The 25,076-nt window shown below is 65.1% G+C and carries 25 protein-coding genes; 11 read left to right on the forward strand and 14 right to left on the reverse strand.

The annotated features are described in order from the left end of the window. Positions 1-14: 14 nt before the first annotated feature. The gene (queG, locus tag AC07UX_RS17975) at positions 15-1,040 is read right to left on the reverse strand and encodes a tRNA epoxyqueuosine(34) reductase QueG (RefSeq protein WP_495193370.1); all 1,026 of its coding nucleotides are present in this window, start codon (positions 1,038-1,040) and stop codon (positions 15-17) included. A 55-nt stretch (positions 1,041-1,095) separates the two neighbouring features. Here queG and AC07UX_RS17980 point away from each other — a divergent pair, with 55 nt between their 5' ends. From AC07UX_RS17980 to msrB, 3 genes are read left to right on the forward strand one after another with little or no spacing between them, the layout of a single operon-like run. Then, positions 1,096-2,073, forward strand: a complete 978-nt coding sequence (locus tag AC07UX_RS17980) for an ABC transporter ATP-binding protein (RefSeq protein ID WP_495193340.1) — start codon at positions 1,096-1,098, stop codon at positions 2,071-2,073. Next, positions 2,070-3,260, forward strand: coding sequence for an ABC transporter permease (locus AC07UX_RS17985; protein ID WP_495193341.1), 1,191 nt, complete (start codon positions 2,070-2,072; stop codon positions 3,258-3,260). The genes AC07UX_RS17980 and AC07UX_RS17985 overlap by 4 nt, the downstream gene beginning before the upstream one ends. Before the next feature lie 19 nt (positions 3,261-3,279). Next, positions 3,280-3,756, forward strand: a complete 477-nt coding sequence (gene msrB, locus AC07UX_RS17990) for a peptide-methionine (R)-S-oxide reductase MsrB (protein ID WP_495193342.1) — start codon at positions 3,280-3,282, stop codon at positions 3,754-3,756. Here msrB and AC07UX_RS17995 read toward each other — a convergent pair. The 11 genes from AC07UX_RS17995 to htpX form a co-directional block, all read right to left on the reverse strand. Beyond that, positions 3,743-5,500 carry a hypothetical protein gene (locus AC07UX_RS17995; RefSeq protein WP_495193343.1) on the reverse strand — a complete coding sequence of 586 codons (1,758 nt, stop codon included), beginning with the start codon at positions 5,498-5,500 and terminating at the stop codon, positions 3,743-3,745. The genes msrB and AC07UX_RS17995 overlap by 14 nt on opposite strands. Next, on the reverse strand, positions 5,478-5,876 hold the full coding sequence (locus AC07UX_RS18000) for a GtrA family protein (RefSeq protein WP_495193344.1): 399 nt from the start codon (positions 5,874-5,876) through the stop codon (positions 5,478-5,480). The genes AC07UX_RS17995 and AC07UX_RS18000 overlap by 23 nt, the downstream gene beginning before the upstream one ends. Positions 5,877-5,881: 5 nt before the next feature. Next, positions 5,882-7,417: an NAD(P)/FAD-dependent oxidoreductase gene (locus AC07UX_RS18005; RefSeq protein WP_495193345.1), complete on the reverse strand. Its 1,536-nt coding sequence runs from the start codon at positions 7,415-7,417 to the stop codon at positions 5,882-5,884. A gap of 166 nt (positions 7,418-7,583) precedes the next feature. Continuing rightward, positions 7,584-7,916, reverse strand: a complete 333-nt coding sequence (locus tag AC07UX_RS18010; protein WP_495193346.1) for a UrcA family protein — start codon at positions 7,914-7,916, stop codon at positions 7,584-7,586. 173 nt (positions 7,917-8,089) lie between these two features. Next, positions 8,090-9,679, reverse strand: a complete 1,590-nt coding sequence (purH, locus tag AC07UX_RS18015; protein ID WP_495193347.1) for a bifunctional phosphoribosylaminoimidazolecarboxamide formyltransferase/IMP cyclohydrolase — start codon at positions 9,677-9,679, stop codon at positions 8,090-8,092. 170 nt (positions 9,680-9,849) lie between these two features. After that, complete coding sequence (locus AC07UX_RS18020; protein WP_495193348.1) at positions 9,850-11,616, reverse strand: heparinase II/III family protein; 1,767 nt, start codon at positions 11,614-11,616, stop codon at positions 9,850-9,852. Then, positions 11,613-12,275 (reverse strand): ribulose-phosphate 3-epimerase, encoded by a 663-nt coding sequence (gene rpe, locus AC07UX_RS18025; protein WP_495193349.1) that lies wholly within the window; start codon positions 12,273-12,275, stop codon positions 11,613-11,615. Before rpe ends, AC07UX_RS18020 begins: the two co-directional genes overlap by 4 nt. A gap of 89 nt (positions 12,276-12,364) precedes the next feature. Further along, a complete protein-coding gene (locus AC07UX_RS18030) occupies positions 12,365-12,856 on the reverse strand; it encodes a diguanylate cyclase (protein WP_495193350.1) in 492 nt (163 codons plus the stop codon). Between the two features lie 50 nt (positions 12,857-12,906). Beyond that, a complete protein-coding gene (locus tag AC07UX_RS18035; protein ID WP_495193351.1) occupies positions 12,907-14,217 on the reverse strand; it encodes an RsmB/NOP family class I SAM-dependent RNA methyltransferase in 1,311 nt (436 codons plus the stop codon). A gap of 25 nt (positions 14,218-14,242) precedes the next feature. Next, positions 14,243-14,548, reverse strand: a complete 306-nt coding sequence (locus tag AC07UX_RS18040; RefSeq protein ID WP_495193352.1) for a hypothetical protein — start codon at positions 14,546-14,548, stop codon at positions 14,243-14,245. Continuing rightward, positions 14,548-15,501 carry a zinc metalloprotease HtpX gene (gene htpX / locus AC07UX_RS18045; protein ID WP_495193353.1) on the reverse strand — a complete coding sequence of 318 codons (954 nt, stop codon included), beginning with the start codon at positions 15,499-15,501 and terminating at the stop codon, positions 14,548-14,550. Before htpX ends, AC07UX_RS18040 begins: the two co-directional genes overlap by 1 nt. Before the next feature lie 90 nt (positions 15,502-15,591). On the opposite strand from htpX, the gene AC07UX_RS18050 reads away from it, so the two are divergent. The 3 genes from AC07UX_RS18050 (at position 15,592) to AC07UX_RS18060 (ending at position 17,443) form a co-directional block, all read left to right on the forward strand. Next, positions 15,592-15,765: a DUF1674 domain-containing protein gene (locus tag AC07UX_RS18050; RefSeq protein WP_495193354.1), complete on the forward strand. Its 174-nt coding sequence runs from the start codon at positions 15,592-15,594 to the stop codon at positions 15,763-15,765. 158 nt (positions 15,766-15,923) lie between these two features. Beyond that, positions 15,924-16,391: a hypothetical protein gene (locus AC07UX_RS18055; protein ID WP_495193355.1), complete on the forward strand. Its 468-nt coding sequence runs from the start codon at positions 15,924-15,926 to the stop codon at positions 16,389-16,391. Between the two features lie 176 nt (positions 16,392-16,567). Continuing rightward, the gene (locus AC07UX_RS18060) at positions 16,568-17,443 is read left to right on the forward strand and encodes a UTP--glucose-1-phosphate uridylyltransferase (protein WP_495193356.1); all 876 of its coding nucleotides are present in this window, start codon (positions 16,568-16,570) and stop codon (positions 17,441-17,443) included. 15 nt (positions 17,444-17,458) lie between these two features. Here the strand turns inward: AC07UX_RS18060 and AC07UX_RS18065 are convergent, their stop codons facing one another. After that, a complete protein-coding gene (locus AC07UX_RS18065) occupies positions 17,459-17,662 on the reverse strand; it encodes a hypothetical protein (RefSeq protein ID WP_495193357.1) in 204 nt (67 codons plus the stop codon). A 59-nt stretch (positions 17,663-17,721) separates the two neighbouring features. Further along, the gene (ssb, locus tag AC07UX_RS18070; protein ID WP_495193358.1) at positions 17,722-18,321 is read right to left on the reverse strand and encodes a single-stranded DNA-binding protein; all 600 of its coding nucleotides are present in this window, start codon (positions 18,319-18,321) and stop codon (positions 17,722-17,724) included. Positions 18,322-18,865: 544 nt separating this feature from the next. Between ssb and AC07UX_RS18075 the strand changes: the two genes are divergently transcribed. From AC07UX_RS18075 to AC07UX_RS18095, 5 genes are all read left to right on the forward strand, one after another. Continuing rightward, a complete protein-coding gene (locus AC07UX_RS18075) occupies positions 18,866-19,363 on the forward strand; it encodes an RNA polymerase sigma factor (RefSeq protein WP_495193359.1) in 498 nt (165 codons plus the stop codon). 84 nt (positions 19,364-19,447) lie between these two features. Beyond that, positions 19,448-20,416 (forward strand): FecR family protein, encoded by a 969-nt coding sequence (locus AC07UX_RS18080; RefSeq protein ID WP_495193360.1) that lies wholly within the window; start codon positions 19,448-19,450, stop codon positions 20,414-20,416. A 109-nt stretch (positions 20,417-20,525) separates the two neighbouring features. Next, positions 20,526-22,922, forward strand: coding sequence for a TonB-dependent siderophore receptor (locus AC07UX_RS18085; protein WP_495193361.1), 2,397 nt, complete (start codon positions 20,526-20,528; stop codon positions 22,920-22,922). A gap of 22 nt (positions 22,923-22,944) precedes the next feature. Further along, positions 22,945-23,682 carry an energy transducer TonB gene (locus AC07UX_RS18090; RefSeq protein ID WP_495193362.1) on the forward strand — a complete coding sequence of 246 codons (738 nt, stop codon included), beginning with the start codon at positions 22,945-22,947 and terminating at the stop codon, positions 23,680-23,682. Next, positions 23,682-24,872: a PepSY-associated TM helix domain-containing protein gene (locus AC07UX_RS18095; protein WP_495193363.1), complete on the forward strand. Its 1,191-nt coding sequence runs from the start codon at positions 23,682-23,684 to the stop codon at positions 24,870-24,872. Before AC07UX_RS18090 ends, AC07UX_RS18095 begins: the two co-directional genes overlap by 1 nt. The last annotated feature ends 204 nt before the right edge of the window (positions 24,873-25,076 follow it).

Genomic DNA, 25,076 nt, shown 5'->3' on the forward strand with positions numbered 1-25,076 from the left:
GACGCCCAATGCTGCTATTGCGCCAGCTTCCCGATCGCCCAGGCCGCCGCTTCCGCCACGACCGGGTCTTCGTCCGCCAACAGCACTTCCAGCCGCCCGATCAACCGGGGGTCACCGCTATTGCCCGCCGCGATCGCAGCGTTGCGCACCATGCGGTTGCGGCCGATGCGCTTGATCGGCGATCCGGAGAAAATCTCCCGAAAGGTCGCGTCGTCGAGGTCGAGCAGGTCGCCGATCGCCGGCGCGGCCAGTTCGGCGCGGCCGACAAATGCCTTGTTCGCGGCCGCATGGTCGGCGAACTTGTTCCACGGACAGACCGACAGGCAATCGTCGCAGCCATAGACGCGATTGCCGATGCCTGCGCGCAACGCCTCCGGGATCGGCCCCTTATGCTCGATGGTGAGGTAGGATATGCAGCGGCGCGCATCGACCACATAGGGGGAGGGGAAGGCGTCGGTGGGGCAGGCGTTGATGCAGGCGCGGCAACTGCCGCAATGATCGCGTTCGCCGTCATCGGGTTCCAGCGCCATTTCGGTATAGATGGCGCCCAGGAACAGCCAGCTGCCATGGTCGCGGCTGACCAGATTGCTGTGCTTGCCCTGCCAGCCCAGGCCCGCGCCCTGCGCCAGCGGCTTTTCCATGACGGGCGCTGTATCCACGAACACCTTCAATGCGCCGGCCTGCTGCTCCACCAGCCAGCGGGCGAGGCCCTTGAGCGCCTTCTTGACGACGTCGTGATAATCCTTGCCCTGCGCATAGACGGAAAAGCGCGCCCGGTCGGGCACATCCGCCAGCGCCAGCGGATCGCGCCCCGGCGCATAGCTCATTCCCAGCATGATGACGCTGCGCACCTCTGGCCAGAGGCCCTTGGGCGACCCGCGCTGTTCGGCCCGATCCTCCATCCACAGCATGTCGCCATGATGGCCCGCGTCCAGCCATTGGCGCAGCCGCTCCCCGGTTTTGGGCGCGGCGTCGGCGGGCGCGATGCGGCAGGCGGCAAAGCCCAGCCGCGCCGCTTCCGCCTTCAGGCGCTGTTCCAAGGGTTCGGCCAAGGTTTTAATAGGCACGGGCACGGGTCCAGACTATCAGGGCGGGATGATCGGCGACATAACGGCCTCATCCTCCGCCTCCATCCCGGCCTATGCCGTAGAGGGGCATGGGCTTGTCAAGACTTTCGGTAGCTTCCGCGCGGTGGATGGCATCGACATCGCCGTGCCGGCGGGCAGCATCTATGGCGTGCTCGGTCCCAATGGCGCGGGCAAGACGACGCTGCTGCGCACGCTGCTGGGCATCATCGACCCGGATGAAGGGCATCGCACCCTGCTGGGCGAGGCGCAGCCGCTGCGCATGGCGCGCGCAGTCGGCTATCTGCCCGAGGAGCGCGGCCTTTATCCCTCGATGAAGGCTTATGAAGCGGTCGCCTTCATGGGCGCGCTGCGCGGCTTGCCGCTGGCCGAAGGCCGCAAGCGCGCGAAGGCCATGCTGGACGCGCATGGCATGGGCGCGGCGATCGACAAGCCGATCCGGCAATTGTCGAAGGGCATGGCCCAGACCGTGCAATTGTTCGGCACCATCGTCCATGGTCCCCGTCTGATCGTGCTGGACGAGCCTTTTTCCGGCCTCGACGCGATCAATCAGGAGAAATTGGAAGCGCTGATCCGCAGCCAGGCCCGCGATGGCGTCACCATCCTCTTTTCCACCCATGTCATCGCCCATGCCGACCGGCTGTGCGAGCGGATCGCCATCGTCGCGGGCGGGCGCATCCGGTTCGAAGGGACGCCGGGCGATGCGCGCGACCGGCTGCGATCGCAGGTGCGGCTGCGCACGCGGGCGAGCGATGGCGCCTGGCGCCGCGCCTTGCCTGCCGACACGATGGCGCAGGAGGGGACATGGCATTTCGCGCTGCCTGACGAAGGGATCGAACCCTTGTTGCGCGCGCTGATCGACGGGCAGGCGGGAATCGAGAGCCTGTCGATCGAACGGCCGGGCCTGCATGACGCCTTCGTCGCGATCGCTGGGGAAGCGGCGGCGCGGCAGATGCAGGGTGACGTCACGCAGGAGGCGCAGCCATGATGCAATTGTGGCGCGCCGCCTTCGTCATCGCGCGACGGGATTTCACCGCGGTCGTGTTGTCGCGGACCTTCATCCTGTTCCTGCTCGGCCCGATGCTGCCGATCCTGATCGGTTTCGCCTTTGGCGGCCTGGGCGACAAGATCAGCAGCACAGACCTGCGCCCGATCGTGGGCATTGCCATGTCGGCGGCGGATATGTCTGCGCTGGAACGCGCGCATGATCGGCTGGCGCAGCGTATGGGCGACCAGTCCTTGCCCCGCCTGCGCACGGTGGCGTCCGCACTTGCGCCGCGCATCCAGCTCGCCCGGCCGGACTCGGAGGTCGTGGCGATCCTGTCCGGCACGCTGCGTCAGCCGATGCTGACCGGCAAGGCGGAGGATCTGGACAAGTTGCAGGGCGATATCAGCCTGTTGTCCACCGCCGCGCTGGCCGAACGGACGCTGACTTTCGTGACCGTCGAGCGGCAGGAAGTGACCACCAGCCTGGGCGCGCAGGCGCAGGCGCGGTTGCTGATCGGCCGGGTTGCGCAGGTGGTGATGTTTTTCCTGACCATCCTGCTCGCGGGCATGATCCTGTCCAATCTCGTCGAGGAAAAGACCAACAAGATCATCGAGATACTCGCCGCTGCCGTGCCGATTGATGCGATTTTCCTGGGCAAGCTGATGGCGATGCTGGCGATGAGTTTCGTGGGTATCGCTTTCTGGGGCGGGACGGCCTTCGCGATTTTTCTGGCGCTGCATGGCGGCGGCGGGCCGTTGCCGGCGCCGGCGGTGGGCTGGCCGCTCTTCCTGCTGCTGGCGGTACTCTATTTCGCCATGGCCTATACGCTGCTCGGTTCGCTGTTCCTGGGCATCGGGGCGCAGGCCGCTACGGTGCGGGAGGTGCAGACGCTCAACATGCCGATCACCATGGCGCAGATGCTGATCTTCTTCTTCGCCAGCTATGCTGTCGACCATATGGGGTCGCCGGCGGAGGTCGCCGCCTGCATCTTCCCGTTCAGTTCGCCCTTCGCCATGATCGCGCGAGCGGCGCAGGACGGTGCCGTCTGGCCGCATCTGGTGGCGCTCCTCTGGCAGGCGAGTTTCGTGGCGCTCATCATCCGGGTGGGCGTGCTGCTGTTCCGCCGCCATGTGATGCAATCGGGCGGCCGCTGGTGGAAGCGGCTGTTCAGGCCCGCGACAGGCTGAACCGGCTATGCCGCCTGTCATGGATAGGCGGCATTTTCTGGGTGGCGTCACGACTGGCGCCGTGGCGATCGCTCTTTGGCAGTGCATGCCGGATCGGGCGGAGGCGGCCTATCCCTTTGCGCTGAGTGACGCAGAATGGAAGAAGCGGCTCAGCCCATGGGCCTATAAGGTGCTGCGTCAGCAGGCGACCGAATTTCCCGGATCCAGCCCGTTGAACGGCGAACATCGCGCCGGGACGTTCGGCTGCGCCGGCTGCGGACAGAAACTCTTCAGTTCCAGGACCAAATTTGACAGCGGCACCGGCTGGCCGAGCTTCTGGGCGGCACTGCCCGGCGGCGTGGGTACCAGCCGCGACCTCGGCCTCGGCGAAATCCGCACGGAGGTGCATTGCGCGCGCTGCGGCGGGCATCTGGGCCATGTCTTCGACGATGGGCCGCGTCCGACCGGCAAGCGTTATTGCATGAATGGCGTGGCGATGCGCTTCATTCCGGCCTGATCCGCCAGATGCGCAGTGGCGCTTTGGCTGGCATGGGTTCCAGCCAGGCGGGCGTTTTTCCCTGCGCCAGTCGTGCCGCCAATCCGGCGGCATTTTCCTTTCCATATAGCCGATATTCGGTCAGGCCGTCGCACGCGACGATATAGCGCGCGCTCGTCCGGCCGATCACGGCGCGGGCCTTGTCGGGGGCATCGACGAACCCCTCGATCACGGCGGTGATGCCGGCCGCGTTGCGGTGATGCGCGGTGCCGATGACGCTGTGGCGCGTCTGGATCAATATGTCGGGGCCAAGGTCCAGCGGGGCGAACAGGGTATTTGCGCGGATCGCCCTGAGCGGGGCCAGCACGGAGGCTGACCGGCAATTGGCGCTGGCCGCCTTGGCGGGTTCCGGCCTCGCGGCGATGGCTACCCATGCGGCGCACAGGCCTGCGGGCGTCAGCAGCACCAGCGCGACCGATCCCGGCACCCGCACCAGCGCCCTATGGGATGCCTGCGCCCTGCGAAACAGATGCAGCGCCAGCCATGCGATGCCGGGCAGGGCGAAGAGATGGGCGACGGACAAGGCCCGCATCACCATCAAGGATACCGCCATCGCGCCGAGCAGCAGCAAAAGCAGCGTCAGCCAGCGCATCCGCGCTTCGCCATGGGCGTGCCGCGCGGCCATCAGGCTGGCGCAAAGCCCGAGCAGCGGCGGCAGCAGGATCACGCCCTGCATCGACAGGCTCTGTTCCCAGATCGGCCGGCCTTCCATGACTTGCAGATACCAGAGCCGATAGGCGACCGGGCCTAATGCAGCGAAAGGATCGCCCGACAGGCACGGCCCTCCGGTGACGAGGAACGTTGCGATCGCCGCACCTGCGCCGATCGCGGCGATCAGGAAGCGGGATCGGGCAGTTGCGGTGCTGACCAACTGAACTGCGAGCGCGGTCGCCAGCGCCAGCGCGACCAGCGGCCAGAGATAGACGAAGGACAGCGCATCGCACTGGCGCGCCAGCAACGCCTGCGGCCCGCGCAACAAAGCGAGCAGCGGCAAGGCAGCGCCGCCCAGCATCAGCGCAAAGCCGATGAAGCGCGACACCTGATCGCGCGCATGCCAGTGGCGCAGGGCGAAGGTGCCGGCAAACAGCGCGCCATAGGGCAGCGCTTCGCTCGAAATCTGGAGCCAGAGGGCGAGCGCAAGGCCCGCGACGATCCCCCCGCGCAGGGGCCGGGTATCGATCGCGCCGCACAGCGCCAGCGCCGCCAGCATGATCTGCCAGCCATGATGGTCGATCCGCAGCGGGGTGAACTGCACCAATATGCTGGGCGCCGTCAGCAACAGTGCGACGCTTAGCAGTGCGATCCCGCTGCCGGCCACGCGGCGCGCGGCCATGAACAGGGCGGCTGTCAGGCCGCCCAGCAGCAATAGCGGCACGGTCGCGCAGGCGACCAGTTCCGCACCGGCCGCGCCGATCACGGGGGTGAGCAGCAGCATCAATGCCGCAATCGGCATGTCGACGATTCGCGACCAGTGCATCGGGCCGCCGACCGGCGGATTCACGCGATGCTGGCTGACGTCCCAAAAGGCCTGCCCGCCGATCCAGTCGCACACCTGTGCCAGCCGCATCGCATCATCGGGATCGCGAAAGCTCAGCGTCGGCAGGTCGCCCCGGAACAGCCAGAGCATCGCCAGGCTGCACGCCAGCCATAGCAGCAGCGCCCATAAGCTGGCGCGCGGGGGGTCAGGCGCGCGCGAAAATGCCATATTTGCGGATCGCATAGACGGACAGGAAACTGGCTGGCACCGACAACAGCTTGGCGATCGCAGGCGCGATGCCGATAGCGCTCAGCGCGCCGACCAGCGTCATGGTGATGCCCATGCCGACAGCCGCGCTCAGGACGAAGCCGATGCGCTGCGCATGGGTCGGGCCGCGCGCCAGGTCGAAGACGAAGCGGGTGGATATGACCCAATGGACGATCAGGCCGATCAGATAGCCGCCCAGCGCCGCCATCATCGGCGCGGCACCGCCATGGTCCAGCATCAGGAAGGTGGCAATGTCGCTGCCCAGCGCGCAGATGCTCGCCAGCAGATAGCGGGCGAACATCAGCCGTGCCAGCAGCGCGCCGATCGGCGCCGCCATGGGCGTCAGGCTGCCTTCAGGCGCGATGGGACTGCGCGAACGCTGGACAGGGCGGCCTGCGCGTCGGCATCGGCACCCTCATTTTGACCTTCATCGCCGGCCTCATGATATTCGGCATCCTCATTGACCTGCCACACGTCATGGACGCGCGCGCCCGCGACGATGTTGCGCACGGTCAGCATCGCCGTCATCATCGCATGATCCTGATTATTGTAACGGTGCATGCCATTGCGGCCGACCAGATGCAGCGTGGGATAACGCGATTCCAGTTCGCTGCGCATCGCCAGCACATTGGCGGCATAGTCGTCGTCATAGACCGGATAGGCCTTTTCCTGCCGCACCACCGCGCCGCCCACGACATCATGCGGGCTGCACAGGCCAAGCTGCGCCATTTCGCGGGTGGCGAGCGCGATCAGATCGGCGTCGGGCGCGGACCAGAGGCCGTCGCCCTCGAAACAGAAATATTCCAGGCCCACGCAGGCGAGCGAAGGATCGGGCACCATTTCGGGCGACCAGCTGCGGAAATTCTGGATGCGGCCGACCTGCACCTTGCTGTCGTGGATATAGATCCAGTTGTCGGGGAAGATATCCTCCCCCTTCACCATCAGCGCCACGGTCAGGAAGTCGCGATATTTCAGGTCCATCGCCTGCGGCAGCGTGTCGGGCAGGGGGTGGATACGCCCGGCCAGCTCGCGCATCGGCGCGGAGCTGATGACATGGGCTGCGTCGATCGTGACATCGCCGTCCGGCCCGGTCGCGATCAGGCGCCACCGCTCGTTCGCCTTATCCTCTTCCAGCCGCTTGAAGCCATGCGCCATCAGCACCCGGTTGCCGCCCTCGACCACCTTGTCGCGCGCGGCCTCCCACATCATGCCGGGGCCAAGGCGGGGGTAGCGGAATGTTTCCAGCAGCGTCTTGGTCGCCATGCCGTCATTGGGCTTCTTGTTGAGGCCAAGCGAACGCTTCAGCCCATCGACCACCGCGCCCCAGAGCGACAGGCCCTTGATCCGCTGCGCTGCCCAATCGGCCGACATCTCGTTGCAGGGCATGCCCCAGACCTTTTCCGTATAGGTCTTGAAGAAGATGGAGAAAAGCTTGTGGCCAAAGGCATTGACGGTCCAGTCCTGGAAGGACCGGACGTTGCGGTTCGGGAACAGCCGCGCCTTGGCGAAGCTCGCCATGCACAGCGTCGAGCGCCAGATGCCCAGGTTCCACAGCGCTTCGAACGCGCGGAGCGGATAGCTGTAGAATTTGCCCTCATAATAGATGCGGCTCATCCGCGGGCGCTGGATGAAGTCGTCGGGCAAAATCTCGTTCCACAGGTCCACCACCTGTTGCGACTTGGAGAAGAAGCGGTGCCCGCCAATGTCGAATCGGAATCCGTCCAGTTCCACCGTGCGGCTGATGCCGCCGACATAGACCGGGTCTTTCTCGATCACCGTCACGCTAAGTCCCTGCTTCGTCAGCAGATAGGCGGCGGTCAGGCCCGCCGGGCCAGCGCCGATGATGGCAACATCGACACGGTGATCGGTACGCAGCATGGCAGGCAGTTCCCCGAGAGATATTTCGTGTCCCTCGGACTGAAGGAAATCCTCTAAGGAGTGGTTAATGACCGGTAAGCATGGCTGGCCGCACATGGCAAAGGGCCGCTCCACGGTTGTGGAACGGCCCTTCGTCTGTCCCCTGGTGGAGACAATGATGTGCGATTTAGCTCCGGCGCTGGGCCAGGGTGCTCAGATCAGCGCGCGCACCGTCGATCGCGCTGCCAAAGCAGTCGCGATAGCCGTCGGTGACAGGCAGGATCGACCCGTTCACATAACCGCATACCTGCTTGGATGCGCGGACGAGGCGGGAATCGGCACGGCGCATGCCGTTGGTGCTGGCAAGGTTGAGGTCGGCGAGCGACACGGCCATGCTGCGGGTTTCCGTGCCGGCATGGCCGTCCACGATCACATCCATGTCGTTGCTGCCGGCGCTTGCCACACCAGGCAGCGCAAGGGCCATCGTGGCGGCCATCGCCACCAGCATCTTCTTGGTCATCCTATTCTCCTGTCGAACATATTTTTATCGTTCGCCCCACGTCTGACGTGGAAGTAGGGTCGCCCGTGTAGATAAGCGCGCCCGGTCGCGTTGAAAAGAGGCCAGTTGACAAAAATTGGCGGTTTTCTGCGATTTTGCGGGTGCGAAGACTCTGTCTTCGCACCCGCAAAAAATCAGTGGCGGAAGTGGCGCATGCCGGTGAAGACCATGGCGAGGCCGGCTTCGTCCGCCGCCGCGATCACTTCGTCGTCGCGGATCGAACCGCCCGGCTGGATCACCGCCGTCGCACCCGCTTCCACCGCCGCCAGCAGGCCGTCGGCGAAGGGGAAGAAGGCGTCGGATGCGACCGCCGATCCAATGGTGCGCGGGGCCGCCCAGCCGGCCTTTTCCGCTGCGTCCTTCGCCTTCCACGCGGCGATGCGCGCGGATTCCAGGCGGTTCATCTGGCCTGCGCCGACGCCTGCCGTGCTGCCATCCTTGGCATAGACGATGGCGTTGGACTTCACATGCTTGGCGACGGTCCAGGCGAACAGGCAGTCCTTGAGTTCCTGGCTTGTCGGCGCGCGCTTGGTGACGACTTTCAGCGCATCCTGCGTCACCTGGCCATTGTCGCGGCTCTGGACCAGCAGCCCGCCCGCGATGCTCTTGATCTGGAGGCCGGGGCGCGCCGGATCGGGCAGCTCGCCGGTCAGCAGCAGGCGGAGATTCTTCTTCTTGGCAAAGATCGCCCTGGCTTCGTCATCCGCGCCTGGCGCGGCGACGACTTCGGTGAAAATGCCGCTGATCGCTTCGGCGGTCGGGCCGTCGAGCGGGCGGTTGACGGCGATGATGCCGCCAAAGGCCGACACGCTGTCGCAGGCGAGCGCGGCTTCATAGGCTTCGATCAGCGTCTCGCCGGTGGCCACGCCACAGGGATTGGCGTGCTTCACGATCACCACGGTCGGCGGGCCGTCGCGAAATTCGCTGACCAGCTCCAGCGCGGCGTCGGCGTCGTTATAGTTGTTGTAGGACAGCTCCTTGCCCTGAATCTGCTCGGCCTGCGCAATGCCCTTGTCGGAAGGACCGACGGGCAGATAGAGCGCAGCCGACTGGTGCGGATTTTCGCCATAGCGCAGCGTCGAACCAAGCTTGCTCGCGACCGCCAGCGTTTCGGGGAAGGCGACGCCCTGGTCGGCAAAGGCGAACCAGCTGGCGATCATCGAATCATAGGCGGCGGTGGCGGCATAGGCCTTGGCCGCGAGCATCCGGCGGAAGTCGTAGCTGGTCGCGCCGCCCTTTTCCGCCATCTCCGCGATCAGGCGGGCATAGTCGGCCGGATCGGTGACGATCGCGACGCTATCATGATTCTTGGCGGCGGAGCGGACCATGGACGGGCCGCCAATGTCGATATTCTCGATGATCTCGTCGCGGTCCGCGCCCTTGGCGACCGTCGCGGCGAAGGGATAGAGGTTGACGACCACCAGGTCGATCGCGCCGATCGCATGTTCGTCCATCGACGCCACATGCTCCGGGTTGCCCCGCACGGCCAGCAGGCCGCCATGTACCTTGGGATGCAGCGTCTTGACGCGACCGTCCATCATTTCGGGGAAGCCGGTAAGGTCGGAAATATCCTTCACCTCCAGGCCGGCTTCGCGCAGCGCCCTGGCCGTACCACCGGTCGACACTAGTTCGACGCCATGACGCCCAAGCGCCTGCCCCAGTTCGATGAGGCCGGCCTTGTCGGACACGGACAGAAGGGCGCGCTTGATGGAAACGTCGGTCATAAGGGCTGGGGCTTTCCTGTGGCAAAATACGGTACGGCTTTGCGCCGGTCCCTTAGTGCCAGATGGTGGAAAAATACAGCCCTCAGGCGCCCTGGTCTGCCGCAGTTGACGGGATCCGGGATAGAAATCGAAAAAGGAAGGCTTTTCTGCATCGGTGGGGCCGATTGCGCTCAATTCATCCGCTTGAAGATCCAGCCGATGCTCGATCCGCCGGGCAGCGCTTCTGCGGTAACGACCAGTTGGCGGGTTGGATGGGGACGACCGTCGCCATCGACCCACAGGCTGTCTTCGACGCTCAGTGCGCCGGCGCCCGCGCGAAATTGCCAGAGCGGGCCGAGGTCGATGCGCAGCAGCGCGCCCATATTATCGGCGGTCAGGGTTGGTTCGACACCCGGCGCAAGATGGAAGCGCAGCTGCACCGGCTGTTTCGACGGCTTGCGGCGGCGCTCCGCCGGGGTCAGCATATCCTCGCCACGAATTTCCTTGCCGTCGCCGCTCATCAGCAGCAGGCGGCGGTGGACATAGCCCATGCGCCGGACATAGCCGTCATGGGACAGGTCCAGCCGGCTGCCATTGTCCAGCTCCTGCCGATTGAGCTCGACCTCGGTCACGCCCTTGCCCAGCGTACCGTCGGGCAGCAGGGCGGTCGAATTGCTGTCATTGAGGACCAGCGTGCTGTGCGCCGCCGTAGTGCGCAGGCCCTGCGCCAGATCGCGGGGAATCCATGCGCCTTCCAGTGCCGCGCCGCCGCAATTGACGATCAGGCGCAGCGGCCCGTCGCTGATTTCGATCGCACCGGTGGAGGCGCAGCCCGCTTCGGCGAGGCGGGCGACCGGCGGCGGGGCGGCGTCGATCTGCACGATGGTGGCGCCTGCGGCGATCCGCTGATAGCCCCAGTCGCGTGCCTGACGCAGCGGCCGGGCGCGCACGCGGCTGGCGCTTGTCACGGCGGCCACCGCATCCGGCGCGACCGCGCCTGCACCCTGCCAGCTGCCAAGACCGCCATCGCCATGGGTCAGCCCCAGCAGGGCAGGCACCGCCCGCGCCAGCGCTTCGCCCAGGCAAGCGGGCGCCGGTTCGCGCCGTACATCATAGACGGCCTGCACCATGGACAGCAGCATCACCGCTTCCAGCTGCGCCAGCGGGGATCGCGACACGATGCCGCCATCGGCATGGAAGCCGCTTTCGATCGCGCGCTTCAGGCCCGCTTCGCCGAACAGCTTGCGCGGCCCTCCGCCGGGGATCAGCAGCGACGCCGCGACAATGCCGGACCAGGCGATCAGGCGCGGCAGGCCCATCGGCGCCTTGTCGGCGCTGCGGTCGAGATGGCGGGCGGTCCGCGCGATGCAGTTCAGCACCAGCGAGCGATAGACAAGGTCGCTGGATGACAGGATCAACGGCGCATGCGCGGTCCAGAAAAGCAGGCGCCAGCCCGCATTGTCCGCGCGCCAGGCCGGTTCGCTGGGCGTTTCATGATGGGTCGCCAGCCATTTGCGCATGACTGTCTCGGCGATCGGCGCTCCCTGTTCGCGCGATGCGGCGCTGGACAGGTCACGCAGCCAGCGGAAGCTGTGCAGATAGTCGGCAAAGGCCGGACCGACCGTCAACCGGGCGAAGTCCAGCTTCTCGACCGGCAGCTTCTGCCCCCGGAACAGGAAATAGCCCGCGCGCATCGCCGCGCCCGCGCGCCCGTCGCCGGCAATCGCGTCGTCCGGCACGGCCAGCAGCTTGAGCGGATATTTGCCCTTCAGCTTGCGGCCGTGGATCGGCGTCTTCCAGCTGAGCAGATAAAATTGATTGGCGATCTTCTGCGCCAGCGACAGCCCCTTGTCATCCGCGACGCGGATGAGCCGCTTGCCCTGCTCTATGCTGTCGTCGGCCGCCTGCGGGGCGGTGTCGGGCGCGGAGCGGGGAGAGATGCGCCGGGCTTCGCTCACCCGCCCCGCAGCTTCCGGATATTGTCGGCATAGGCTTGTTCGCCGCCGCGGAAGGTGGCAGTGCCGGCAACCAGCACGTCCGCGCCGGCCGCGATCGCCTTGGGCGCTGTCGTGAAATCGATGCCGCCATCGACCTGCAAGTGGATGGCGCGCCCGCTCTTTTCGATCATCTGCCGGCAAGCCTCTATCTTGCGCAGCTGGTTTTCGATGAAGCTCTGCCCGCCGAAACCGGGGTTTACGCTCATCACCAGGATCAGGTCGATATCGTCCATCAGATAGTCGAGCATCTTGGCCGGCGTGCCGGGGTTCAGCACCACGCCCGCCTTCACGCCCAGCGACTTGATATGCTGCACGGTGCGGTGGATGTGCGGCCCGGCTTCGGGATGGACGGTGATGATGTCGGCGCCCGCCGAAGCGAAGGCGTCCAGATACAGGTCCACCGGAGAGATCATCAGATGGACGTCGAACGTCTTTTGCGTGTGCGGGCGCAGCGCCTTCACCACGGCCGGGCCGATGGTGATGTTGGGCACGAAATGCCCGTCCATGACGTCGATATGCACCCAGTCGCAGCCGGCGGCGTCGATGGCGCGGACCTCTTCACCCAGGCGGGCGAAGTCGGCGGACAGGATGGAGGGCGAAATGAGAATAGGGCGGGTCATCAACCGTTCGCCTTAATCACCGCCGGGGCGCAGGGCAACGGACATTTTCGGCCGAGTCGCGATTGTGCGCGCGCGATCCCGCAACAGCTTCAAAGCATGACGAAAATCGTGGGGTCCAGCCGTTGGGAAGCGACCGCTCCCTTGGGCAGCAATTGCTTGACGCCATGCAGGCCGATGACCTCGTCCGCCTCGTTCAGTACCGGCGCGGCGATCAGGCGCATCGCACATGCCCCCATGCCGTCGGCCTGATGGATATCGACGTCCAGCGTGAAGCCCCGTTTATGGCGGATGGCATAGGCGCGCAGCCGCTCCATCGCCTCACGCGAGTCCGGCGCATAAAGGGAGGCGGACAAGGGGCGGGATACGTCGCTGTCCCGTTCCAGCCCGAATATATCATAGACCCCGGCCGTCCAGCGCAGGCTGTTGTCGCTAAGGTCGCAATGCCACAGGCCCAGCCCCCGTTCGGCCAGCGCCGCGTCGTTGCGGGCGATGCTGGAATCGAGCAGGACAGGGGCAAGATGCGCGCGCAGGTCGTAGAGCGGCCAGCTATGATGCAGGGGAAGTGGCTCGATCGGACGCATGGCGCACCTTAAAAACTGGAACCTTTCCATAGGCTGATCTTGGTTAAGGCTTAGTTTGCCTGTCTGGCAAGCCGCGCGATGAAAAATCCGTCGGTGCCGCCCTGTGCCGTCAAGGTGTCGGGCAGGGTACGCAGCCAGCCTTGCTCGCTCGGCGCCATGCCGTCGGGCAGTTCGGCCGGGTCGATCGACAACAGGACGAAGCCGGGATGGGCGGCCAGGAAGCGCTCGATCTGCGCCTCGCCCTCGGCCCGCTCCAGCGAGCAGGTGGCGTAGATGATGCGCCCGCCCGGCTTCAGCCAGCCGGCGGTGCGGGCGAGCAATTCGCCCTGCAACTCGGCCAGTTCCGCAATCTGACGCGGGCCGATGCGGTGCAGCACGTCGGGATGGCGGCGATAGATGCCGGTCGCGGTGCAAGGCGCGTCGAGCAGGATCGCATCGACAGGTTCCTCCGGTTGCCACTGGCGCAGGTCGGCCGCCGCCACATCGGCGGACAGGCCCGTGCGCGCCAGATTTTCGGTCAGCCGCTCCAGCCGTTTCTTCGACTGGTCGATCGCGGTCACGCGCCAGCCGGCGGCGGCCAGTTGCATCGTCTTGCCGCCCGGCGCGGCGCACAGGTCCAGCACCGTGCGATCCTCGCCCGGTCCCAGCAGCCGCGCCGCGCAGGATGCGGCGACATCCTGCACCCACCATGCGCCCTCGGCAAAGCCGGCGAGGTCGGGAATATGCGTGGCTTCGGGCAGACGGACATGGCCAAGCGCGAAGGATGTGCCGCCCAATTGCGCTGTCCATGTCGCTGTCTCGCCGACGTCGCGCAGGCTGACATCGACCGGCGGTCGCACGCCATAGGCATGGGCAGCGGTCTGCGGCATCGCCTCGCCCCATTGGCCGGCCCAGCGCTCCGCGACCTGCGCCGGCAAGGTGGGGGGTACGGGCAGGCGTGGCTCGCCGCGCGTCACCGTGCCGAACACGCCATGGACCAGCTTGCGCGGGCCGCCATCGACCAGTGGCAGGGCGGTGGCGATCGCAGCATGGGGCGGGGTGTCGAGCGCCAATGTCTGCGCCAGCGCGATCCGCAGGACCATCCGCGCCTTGGCATCGTCAGGCAGTATCTGTTTCGTCGCGCCGTCGATCAGCGCGTCGAGATCGGGCAGATGGCGCAGCACTTCGGCGGCGATGGCATGGACCAGCGCGCGATCGGCCGGCGGCAATCCCTGCGCCGCGCCATGCAGCGCCAGTTCCAGCGGATCGCCCCGCCGCAACACCGCATCCAGCAGCTTGAGCGCCGCGCGGCGGGCGGGCAGGCCGGGAACATCGTCGGGGCGAGGGGCTTTGGGGCGGCTACGATCTTGGGGGCGGGGCATCAGCGGCCCCTACGCGCTTTCGCCATCAAAGAAAATGGGAGACGCCAAGGCCGATCCCGAAGAATAGCGCGACCCAGAAGAGGATGCCGATCCACAGCGCCAGCCAGTCCGACCGGCGGGGGCGCGCGGACACGCCCTTTGGCACGGTTCGAAGCGAAGTAGGGATACGTGTGCGTCCCAACGTCAGGATCGCGATCAGCCGCCGCCCGACGCCATGAAAGAAACGGGCGGTATGGCGGGAGAAGATATGATCGACGGTCAGCTCTATGGCAAAGCCGCCCACCTGTCGAAACAGGAAGCCAGCCGCTTCGCCGACAATCTCGTCGACCATCAGCGCCCGTTCGGGTCGAGCGCGCTGCGGCGCCGTGGTTGGTCCTTGGGCGGTGCGGCATGGGGCGAAAGGGCCGAAGCGCGCGGCGCTGCCGTCGGCGCGGTAGCACGAAGCGCAGGCGCACCCATGTCTGCGGCAATATCCTGCAGGGCGGCGATGCGCTTTTCGGTCGCGGGGTGGGTGGAGAACAGTTCGCTCACATGGGTCGGCACGATATAGAGCTGCGCCGCGGCCGGATTGCGCTCCGCCACCGGATTGGGGATGCGCCCGGCCTGTCCCGCGATCTTGGCGAGGGCGGAAGCAAGCGCATGGGGATTGCCGCTGATTTCCGCCCCGGCGCGGTCGGCGCCATATTCGCGGGTGCGGCTGATCGCCATCTGCACGATCATCGCGGCAAAGGGGGCGACGATCACCGCCAGCAGGCTGGCGATGATGTTGCCATGCCCGTCCCGGTCGTTGCCGCGAAAGAAGAGGCCGAAATTGGCCAGCATCGAAATGGCGCCTGCAATGGTCGCCACCATCGTCATGATCAGGGTATCGCGATTCTTCACATGACCCAGTTCATGCGCCATCACGCCGGCGATCTCGTCGCGGCTCAGCATCGCCAACAGGCCTGTGGTCGCGGCGACGGCGGCATTGTCGGGGTTGCGGCCGGTGGCAAAGGCATTGGGCGCATCCTGGTCGATGATATAGACGCGCGGCATCGGCAGCCCGGCCCGCTGCGCCAGGTCGCGCACCAGATTGTAGAAATCGGGTGCGCTCTGGGCATCGACTTCCCGCGCGTCGTGCATGCGCAGCACGATCTTGTCGGCGTTCCAGAAGGTGAAGAGGTTCATGCCCGCCGCTGCCAGCAAGGCTATGATCGCCCCGCCGCTGCCGCCCAGCGTATAGCCCAGCGCCATGAACAGCGCCGTCAGCGCTGCCAGCAACATGGTCGTCTTCATTCCGCTCACTTGCACTCCGCTCCGTTGCGGCCCAGATAGCGGGCCTCAGCCATGAATATGGGGTGGATCGGCCCCGACCGCAATTGAAAGGCCGCACTTATGGGAACCTTCAACGGCAAGCGTCCGGCGCATGTGAAGCCGCCCGCCCATCTTTCGAAAAACCCGCCTGTGCCGCAGGGCGATGCGCCCGATGCGCCCTCGCGCCATCAGGAAGAGCTCAGCCCGGTGCGCTACGGCGATTGGGAGCGCAAGGGCATCGCGATCGATTTCTGACCCTTAAACCTTTGACCTCATTCACCTGACTCCGCTCGCCGCCGATTATGCACGGCTGCCGATGGCCCGTGCCGCCGCTGCGGGGAGCCAAGTCCCCGCACTCTGGCCTTTTCCGCCGCAAAGCCTGAAGGCTGGGAGCCAAGAGGAGATTTTGGGGCGTGGGCGTACAGTTGGTTTCTGACGGAAATGGGAAGACGGTTTCGGGTTATGCGCCGGAAGATGCGGCGCTGCTCTGCGCGGTCGGGCGGCTGGTCTGCGCCTGGACGATGCTGGAACAGAGCCTGGAGGCGAAGATAGGGCTGTTGCGGGAGGGCATGGGCGACGTCCGCGTGGTGGGCGCCCGCACCCGGCCCAGCATGGCCAAGCTGATGACCGAATTGCGCACGATGGTAGCGATGCGCGACCGGCGCAACGCCAGCGCATTGACCGAAATTTCCGCGATCGAGCGCGACATACAGCGGATCGATCGGTTCCGTGCGCTGATCATCCAAGGTTTCCATCACCCCGAAGACGGCGGCTTCACCTGCCGCGATGGACGCAACAATATCCAGCATGTCGCGTTTGAGCATCTGGACGGCGAAATAGCGGCGTTGGAAAGCGTCGCAAACCGTCTGCTCGCTGTCTGAAATCGACATAGCGGTCGTGGCGCTCCGGCGTCATGGTGCCTATCGTGCGATTTCAGACTTATTTGATCACGCTTCTTGCCTGATTTCATAATAGTTTAATGTTTGCGCGGTGCTTGACCTTTTCCGTACGGACGGCAATCCAATGCCGGGTCGCGTCCGCGTGAAGGGAATCCAATTTGAACAAGCCGATTCGCAAAGCCGTTTTTCCCGTTGCCGGTCTGGGAACGCGCTTCCTGCCCGCGACCAAGGCGGTGCCCAAGGAATTGTTGCCGGTGGTCGATCGCCCACTGATCCAATATGCGGTTGATGAAGCGCGCGAGGCGGGGATCGAGCAGATGATCTTCGTCACCGGACGCGGCAAGGGGGCGATCGAGGATTATTTCGACATCGCCTATGAGGCGGAGGCGACCCAGCGTGAGCGGGGCAAGGATCTGTCTGCGCTGGATGGTACGCGGCTTGAACCGGGCCACGCGGTATTCATACGCCAGCAGGAGCCGCTGGGCCTGGGCCATGCCATCTGGTGCGCGCGCGACATCATCGGCGACGAACCCTTCGCCATCCTGTTGCCCGACGAATTCATGAAGGGCGCGCGTGGCAATGGTTGCCTCAAGCAGATGGTCGATGCCTATGAAAAGGTCGGCGGCAATCTGGTCTGCGCGCTGGAAATCCCGATGGAGGATACGCCCAATTATGGCGTCATCGATCCGGGCGCATGCGACGGCGCGTTGACGCAGGTGAAGGGGCTGGTCGAAAAGCCGGCACAGGGGACCGCGCCGTCGAACCTGATCGTTCCGGGCCGCTACATTCTCCAGCCGGAGGTTATGAAGATCCTGGAAACGCAGGAAAAGGGTGCAGGCGGCGAGATTCAGCTGACCGATGCCATGGCGGCCATGATCGGTAGCCAGCCTTTCCACGGCGTCACGTTCGAAGGCCGCCGTTTCGACTGCGGGTCCAAAGCCGGCTATATCGAGGCGAACCTGTCCCTGGCGCTGGAACGGCCCGACCTGGGCGAGCATATCCGCGCCTTCGCGATGCAGGAGCTTGCTCGCTGACAGCGGAGCGGCCGATCAAAAACCCGGCACGAGTCCGGCGATCAGCAGCGCAAGGCCCGACAGGGCTATAAAGCCGCCGATCGCCAGCTGGGCGGGATGAACGATCTGCCGGACCGGCACGGCGATGGCTTTTTCGATTTTGCTCATGATCTCGATATGGGCGCGCAGTGACTGTTTGTCTTGCGCATCCTTCCGTTCACATTGATCGGCGATATCCATCAAAAAAGGCGGCATCCTCCGGGACGCCGCCTTTTTTGATGGATTGGTATGCGACAGGCTCAGAACGGCACTTCGTCATCCAGGTCATTGTCGAAATTGGGGCTGCCGGCACGACTCGCACCGCCTGCGCCCCCCTGCGATCGACCGCCGCCAAAGCCGCCGCCCTGGTTGCCGCCACCTGAGCCACCGCCGAAATCATCATAGTCGCCGCCACCAAAGCCAGCCGATCCGCCCTGCCAGTCGCTAACGCCCTGCTGCGACCGACCGCCGCCGCCATAACCGCCGCCCTGACCGCCACCGCCGCTCGGTGCGCTGTCCAACATGGTCAGGACAGCGCCCGGGCCCGACAAGGACACTTCGGTCGTGTAGCGGTCGTTACCCGACTGGTCCTGCCATTTGCGGGTGCGCAACTGGCCCTCGACATAGATTTTGGAACCCTTGCGCAGGAAACGTTCGGCAACCCCGACCAGTCCTTCGCCGTTGATGACGACGCTGTGCCATTCGGTGCGCTCCTTGCGTTCCCCGGTCATGCGATCCTTCCAGCTTTCGGACGTCGCGATGCGCAGATTGCAAATCTTGCCGCCATTCTGAAAGCTCTTGACCTCCGGATCGGCGCCCAGATTGCCGACCAGAATGACCTTGTTCACACTTCCACTCACTGTCTTATATTCCTTTCATCTAGCGTTCTCAACGCCTTAAGGTGCGTTTCGAGCACCAGAATTGGTCGTCTTTCTATCCCGCAGCCTGGATAACCGGAAGGGTATGGGACTGGCGATCTTGAGTTCCTCGCAATTCTATCCTGAAACCGGGAACCCGTCATTAGAGAACATAAATTTGTGCCTGTCGCCTGCGGTCAGCATGTGCAGACGGACAGAGATCAATATCGAACACGCGTGCGCGGAGGCGCGTCACATGCCTGAAATATGGTGCCGATCCGTTATGTCAAATGCTCCGTGCTCCTCCCGGCTGGCCATAGCCGCGTAAGCCTTGGGGAGGCACGGTGAACCCAGGGTCAGGACTCAATGATGTGATTGACACGATATGATCTAGCTTTTCTGACGAAACTCCTGACCCTGGCGAAAGCAGTCGCGGGCAGGCGGCCAGTCTGCTGTTGTCAATCCATACGCTTGTTGCGAGCCGTTCGCATACTCGCTAACAGGCGATAAGCCTATGAGTATTACTGCATCCGCCCTTACCAGATTGATGATCGACGAACGCGCGTCCCTCGTGCGAAAGGTCGAGCGCATTGTCGGCAACAGGGCTGATGCGGAGGAGGTCACTCAGGCGTTGTGGCTCAAGGTGCAACGTGTGGACGACCATCCGCCGATCCTGCGCAAGCGCGCCTTCCTGTATCGGCTGGCCAGCAACCTGGCGATCGACATGCGGCGCAGCGCGGTACGGCGTTCCGAGGTTAACGAGGAGATCCACGCGCTTCTTGCCGAAACGGACGAATCCCCTGGGGCGGATCGGATCGTCGATTCCCTGCTGACGCTCGGCAGGGTCAAGGCTGCCGCCCAGCAGCTTCCAGAGCCGACGCGAAGCATCTTCAGACTCAACCGGTTTGAAGGCTTGAGCCAGAAGGCGATCGCCGACCAGATGAACCTCAGCACGACCAGCATAGAGAACCACATCCGGCGTGCCCTCGACATATTGGCGCGCGCGCGCGACGGCGGCGAACCCGTCAACCCGGAACGAAGATAAATAATCCGGCTCGAACTTGGGTGCGACAGGCTCCCAAACGTCAAACAGATAATGGACGCATCGTTGCTAGGAGAGAATGGACTGATGGAGCCTGTGTCCGCCAATGACGCGAACGATCCGGGCGGGGAGGCGCGGCGATGGATCGCGCGGCTCGCGTCAGGCGCGGCGACGGCGGAAGACCTCGACCAGTTCCGATCCTGGCTCGCTCAGAATCCGCATAATGATGCCGCGTTTCGTAGGGAGCGGCGAACGTGGCAGGATCTGGCGGTCCTCAAAAATGCCTTCGGTCCCGATGAGGGCGAAGTTACGCCGCGCACTTCGCAACTGCGGTTCGGACAGGTTCACATCGCGTTCGCGGCAGCGGCCTGCATGGCGTTGATGCTGTCAGCGCCATCCATCCTGTCATGGATGGAAGCGGACTATAGCAGCCCCGGCAACCGGGGCATGGCGATCGCACTGGCCGACGGATCGCGCGCGTTTCTGGACGCGGGCAGCGCGCTTGCGGTGGATTTTGATGACGACAAGCGCAATGTCGTGCTCCTGAAAGGCCGAGCGTGGTTTCAGGTTCGCCATGGCGATGCCCGTCCCTTTCGCGTGCGTGCCGGCGATGGCGTGACCCAAGACGTCGGAACGGCCTTCGTCGTTGAGAAGAAGGGCGACGACATACAGGTGGGCGTCACCGAAGGCGCCGTGCAGGTGGCCGGGCAGACAGGCAAGCCGATCGCCATGGCCGCCGGCGGGCAGGCCCGATATTCGGCGGGCGGCGGTGCCATTGCGATGGCATCCCTTGATCCCTCGATGATCGGCGGATGGCGCAATGGCGAATTGCTGCTGCGAAGCACACCCGTCGAAACCGCCATCGCGGAGATCGCACGATACCGCTCGGCGCCCGTGCTTGTCTGGGGCGACCTTTCGTCATCGCCTGCCGTCAGCGGGAGCTTCAGGACCGATCAGCCCGAAGACGCGCTTGAAACGCTGATCGTGATGCGCGGCCTGGAGACGATGCGCCTGCCCGGCGGCATAGTGGTGATCCGTCCACCTTCGGAAAAATAATTCACGTCCCGGCTTGGGTGCGCCGGTCCGTCACTCGTCAACCTCATGACCGCTGCGAATGACACGCAGCATCATAATTTGATTGCGATCATGGGGGGTGTCAGTTTCTATGCATGTTTGTTTCAGGTCGGCCTTTTACGCCTTGCTCTTCAGCGGGGCGGCCACGATCGCGATCGTTCCCGATGCTGCGTCGGCGCAGACGGCCGGCCAGCGCAGCTTCGATATCCCAGCCCAACCGCTGGAGGCCGCGCTGCTCACCTATATGCGTCAGTCCGGTGTTCAGGTCGGCTACGAAGCGGCCGATATCGCTGGCCGGAAGTCCAGCCCCGTTTCCGGTTCGATGTCGGCGGGCGAAGCGCTTTCGAGCCTCCTCAACGGCACGGACCTCACCTACCGGTCGACCGGCGGCACGGCCGTCCGCCTCCAGCGCATGCCGCGGACGGGCGGCGGCGCGACCCAACTCGGGCCGGTACGTGTGCAGGGCGAGGGTGGTGCGGGTTCGGCGCGAACGCCGATCGAGACAGCCACCGGCCCCGTGCCGGGATATCGCGCGACGCTGAGCGCCACCGCGACCCGCACCGACAGCGCGATCCGCGACGTGCCGCAGGCGATCCAGGTCGTCCCCCGCGCCGTGATAGAGGATCAGGCCGCCGTCCGCCTGACCGACGTCGTCCAGAACGTCTCCAGCGTCCAGTTGAACGGCACGGCGGGCAATCGCGCCGAAACCTACAATATTCGCGGTTTCGTCGCATCCCGTTATGCGATCAACGGCTTCCCGCTCACCAACGCGGCCGAGCGCCCCGAAGCCTTTCTCGACCTCGCCAATGTCGAGCGGGTCGAGGTGCTGAAGGGGCCAGCTTCGGTCATGGTCGGCCTGACCGATCCGGGCGGCGTCATCAATATCGTCACGCGCGCGCCGACCCGGACATTCTCGCTCGACGCATCGTTCCAGGGCGGCAGCTTCGATTTCTATCGCGGCGAAGTCTCGGTCAGTGGTCCGCTTAATGCGTCCGGCACGCTCAGCGCGCGCGCGACCGGTGCGATCCAGACCGACGGTGGTTTCCGCGACGAAGCCCGCGCCAGCGAGCGCGTGTTCGGGGCGGCGGCGATCCGCTGGGAGCCCGACGCGCTGACGCGGGTCGATCTGACGGCGGACTATCTGGATTCCAAACAACCGTTCGATCGCGGCCTGTATTCGGACGCGGACGGCAACTACCCGCGTGTCGCGAGCCGCTACCTCGCCGAGCGGTGGTCGACCAACGCATCGGAAAAGCTCGTGCTGGGCCTTGCCGCCCAGCGCCAGTTGACGCCCTGGCTCATGCTGCGCTTTACCGGCCGCTACACCGATGCGACCTCGTTCGACAGCAACGGCGTCGACCTCCAGGGGCTGGAAGCGGATAACCGGACCCTCCGGCGGCGCGTCACGACGCGCACCGAGGCCCCCGAAGATCTGACGATGCGGTTCGAGGCTCTGGCCGACGCCTTCACCGGCGGCATCGAACATCGCATCATGGCGGGCGTCGAGCATAACCGCGGTGACTTCCTGTTCCGGTCGGCCCGCGCGAACATCGGCTCCATCGACATCTATGCGCCGGTCTATGGCGCGACACCGATACCGGTCACCCGCGCCAACGCACGTTACGATCGGGAATCGCGCAACTGGGGCTTTTACCTTCAGGACCAGATCAGCCTGGGCGAGAAATGGAAGGCGCTGCTCGGGCTACGCTATGACCGGGCCAAAAGCTACACTGACGATCTGTTCAACGAAGAGGTCACGCGCACGGATGACGATGCACTAACCTGGCGCGCCGGGCTCGTCTATCAGCCGACAACCGCGATATCGCTCTATGCGAGCTATACGCGCAGCTTCATTCCCCAGCAGGGTCAGCTCGTCGATCGTTCGCCGCTCGATCCCGAGAAGGGCGAGCAATATGAGGCTGGCGCCAAGCTTGAGATCATACCCGACCAGCTGTCGCTGACTGGCGCGGTCTTCCAGATCACCAAGCAGAATGTCGCGACCGAAGATCCTACCGATTCCGACTTCTCGATCCTGACCGGCGAGCAGCGCGTGCGCGGCGTGGAGTTCGACCTCACGGGCGAGATCCTGCCGGGCTGGAGCGTCATCGCCAGTGCGAGCTATCTCGATACCGAGATCACCCGCGACAATGTGTTCACGGTCGGCAACCGGCTGACCGGTGTGCCGGAACTAAGCGGCCGCCTGTGGACCAGCTACAGCGTAGGTCAGGGCGCACTGAAAGGACTGTCAGTGGCAGGCGGCATGCGCGTCGCCGGCAAGCGCCAGATCGACCTCGACAACAGCTACACCATCGCCGGCTACACGACATTCGACGCCTCGATCCGCTACGCCATCGACGAGCATTGGGAGGTTTCGGTCAATGCCCAGAACCTGACCGACCGCTTCTACGTCGAAGGCGTGCAGAGCGAGAGCAACCTTTATGTCGGCACGCCGCGCCGGATCATCGGCACCGTGCGGACCCGCTTCTGAGGATGACAGCATGGGCATTCACATGAAGCCCGAGACAGCAATGCGCCGCGAGGCTCCCTCGGCTCCGGCCGAGGGAGCATTTGCGCGTGGCGAGGGCTATCGCCCCAAGCGCAATTCTCTGGCCGCTGTGGCGCTGACGTTACTGGTGCAGGCGACGCCGTTCGCGATTGCACTTTGGGTCTGGCAGCCAGCGCTGGTCCAGATCGCGCCCGCCCAATCACTCGCAGTGTTCGATGTCCCGATGCCGCAAACGCCGGCTGAGGAGGCGCCGCCGGCCCCTGCGGAGCCACTTTCGGACGAGCGCGTAGAGACGCCGGCTCCACCGGTACAGGCTGTCCCCATTCAGCCGACGATCGCCATCCCCACACGGGCATCTCCATCGCCGGCGGCGATACCTATCGCACCGTCGCCCCCGCCAGCGACGACGGCGCAGCAGGCATCCCCGCCGCGCCCCGCACCAAGCGCGCCATCGGAACAGCCGGCGGATTGGCAGTCGCGCGTGCTGGGTCGCCTGAACGCGGTCAAGGCCTATCCATCGTCTGCGCGTGCGCGCCGGCAGCAGGGCGTCGTCCTGATCCGCTTCACGCTCAGCCGGCGTGGCGAAGTGCTGGGCGTCGCGCTGACACAGAGTTCCGGCTTCGCGCTCCTTGACCGGGAAGCGCTGGCCCTGCCGAAGCGCGCATCGCCGTTGCCTTCGCCACCCGACGATGTGAAAGGCGAGCGGATCGAACTGGTCGTACCCGTCGAGTTCCATTTCTGATGGCGGCGCCGCGAGCGGCCAAAGCCGCAGCGCCGCGTCGGTCAGCCTGGTGGGTCGTCCATCACTGGGCCGGCCTCAAGCTGGGTGTGTTGCTCAGTTTCGTGCTCCTGACCGGTACGATCGCGACCGTCGCCAATGAGATTGACTGGCTCGTCAATCCCGCGATGCGTGCCGCGCCGCAGGCCGGCCCGGTGGCGAGTTGGGGCGCCTTGTATCGCGCGGCGGCAGGCATTCCGGGCTTTACGATCGAAGAGGTTGCCGCCCCCATGGCACCGGGCTTTGCCGTGCGGGTCAAAGGCAAGGACGCTCAAGGCCGATCGCGCTTCGTGCATATCAATCCGTTGAACGCGCGGGTGCAGGGTATCGGTTCGTCTATGACGGTGCAGGACCTTGTCCGCGATCTCCATCGCGCGCTGATGCTGCCGACCAAGGTCGGCATCATCATTGTGACCCTGCTCTCCTTTCCACTTCTGCTGACGCTGGCGACCGCCCCCAAGATCTACAAGAGATGGTGGAAGGGGTTTCTGCGCTTGCCCCGGCCGATGCGCGACAAGGCGAAGGACGCCCGTCGCTACGCCGGGGATCTCCACCGGCTGGCGGGCCTATGGAGCTTCTGGTTCATCGCGTTGATCGGTGTGACTGGCCTTTGGTATCTGGGCGAACGGCTTGGCGTGACGCCCGATGACGTCGAGCCGCCGTCGGTGCCGGTCGTCAAGTCGTCTGTTGGCCCGCCCGATGTCGACGCGATCGTCGCGACAGCGGCCAGGCATTGGCCGGCGTTCAAACCACAGGAAATTGCATTCGACGACGGTGTCGTCACGCTAGCCGGTCAGGCCGGTGCGATCCTCGTGCGCCATCGCGCCAATCAGATGTGGTTCGAAGCGTCGACCGGGCACCCCCTGGGCCGGCACGACGCCACCATGATGACCGCCAATCAGCGTATTGCAGAGGCGGTCGATCCGCTGCACTTCGGGAATTGGGGTGGCCTGCCTACAAAAATCCTGTGGTTTGTCTTTGGGCTGCTGCTCAGCGGCCTGTCGATCACAGGAACAGTGATCTGTGCGCTACGGCTTGGATCACCAGGGAAACGCATCGTCCCGCTGTTCACGCAAATGGGATTCGGGGCTCTGGCTGGCGGTCTTCTCATCATATTGGCGATGGCCAGGCTTACGATCGCATTTGGCAACTGAACAGGGCTTTGGCCAACATGGGAAGGTCGTCATTGGGGACCTTGAGGCGCCTGTCGACCAATATAAACCATTGCGATCCGGTGCTGGTAATGTTCGCTCGCGCCCAGAGCTCCCGTTGGCAAATGCGTACTTCGCCGAACCGTAAGCGCCCACCTAATGCTTGTGGGCAAGCTATGCTTCACGCTTACGGCTCGATCTGATAGG

The organism is Sphingobium sp. GW821-FHT02B05, assembly GCF_059421905.1.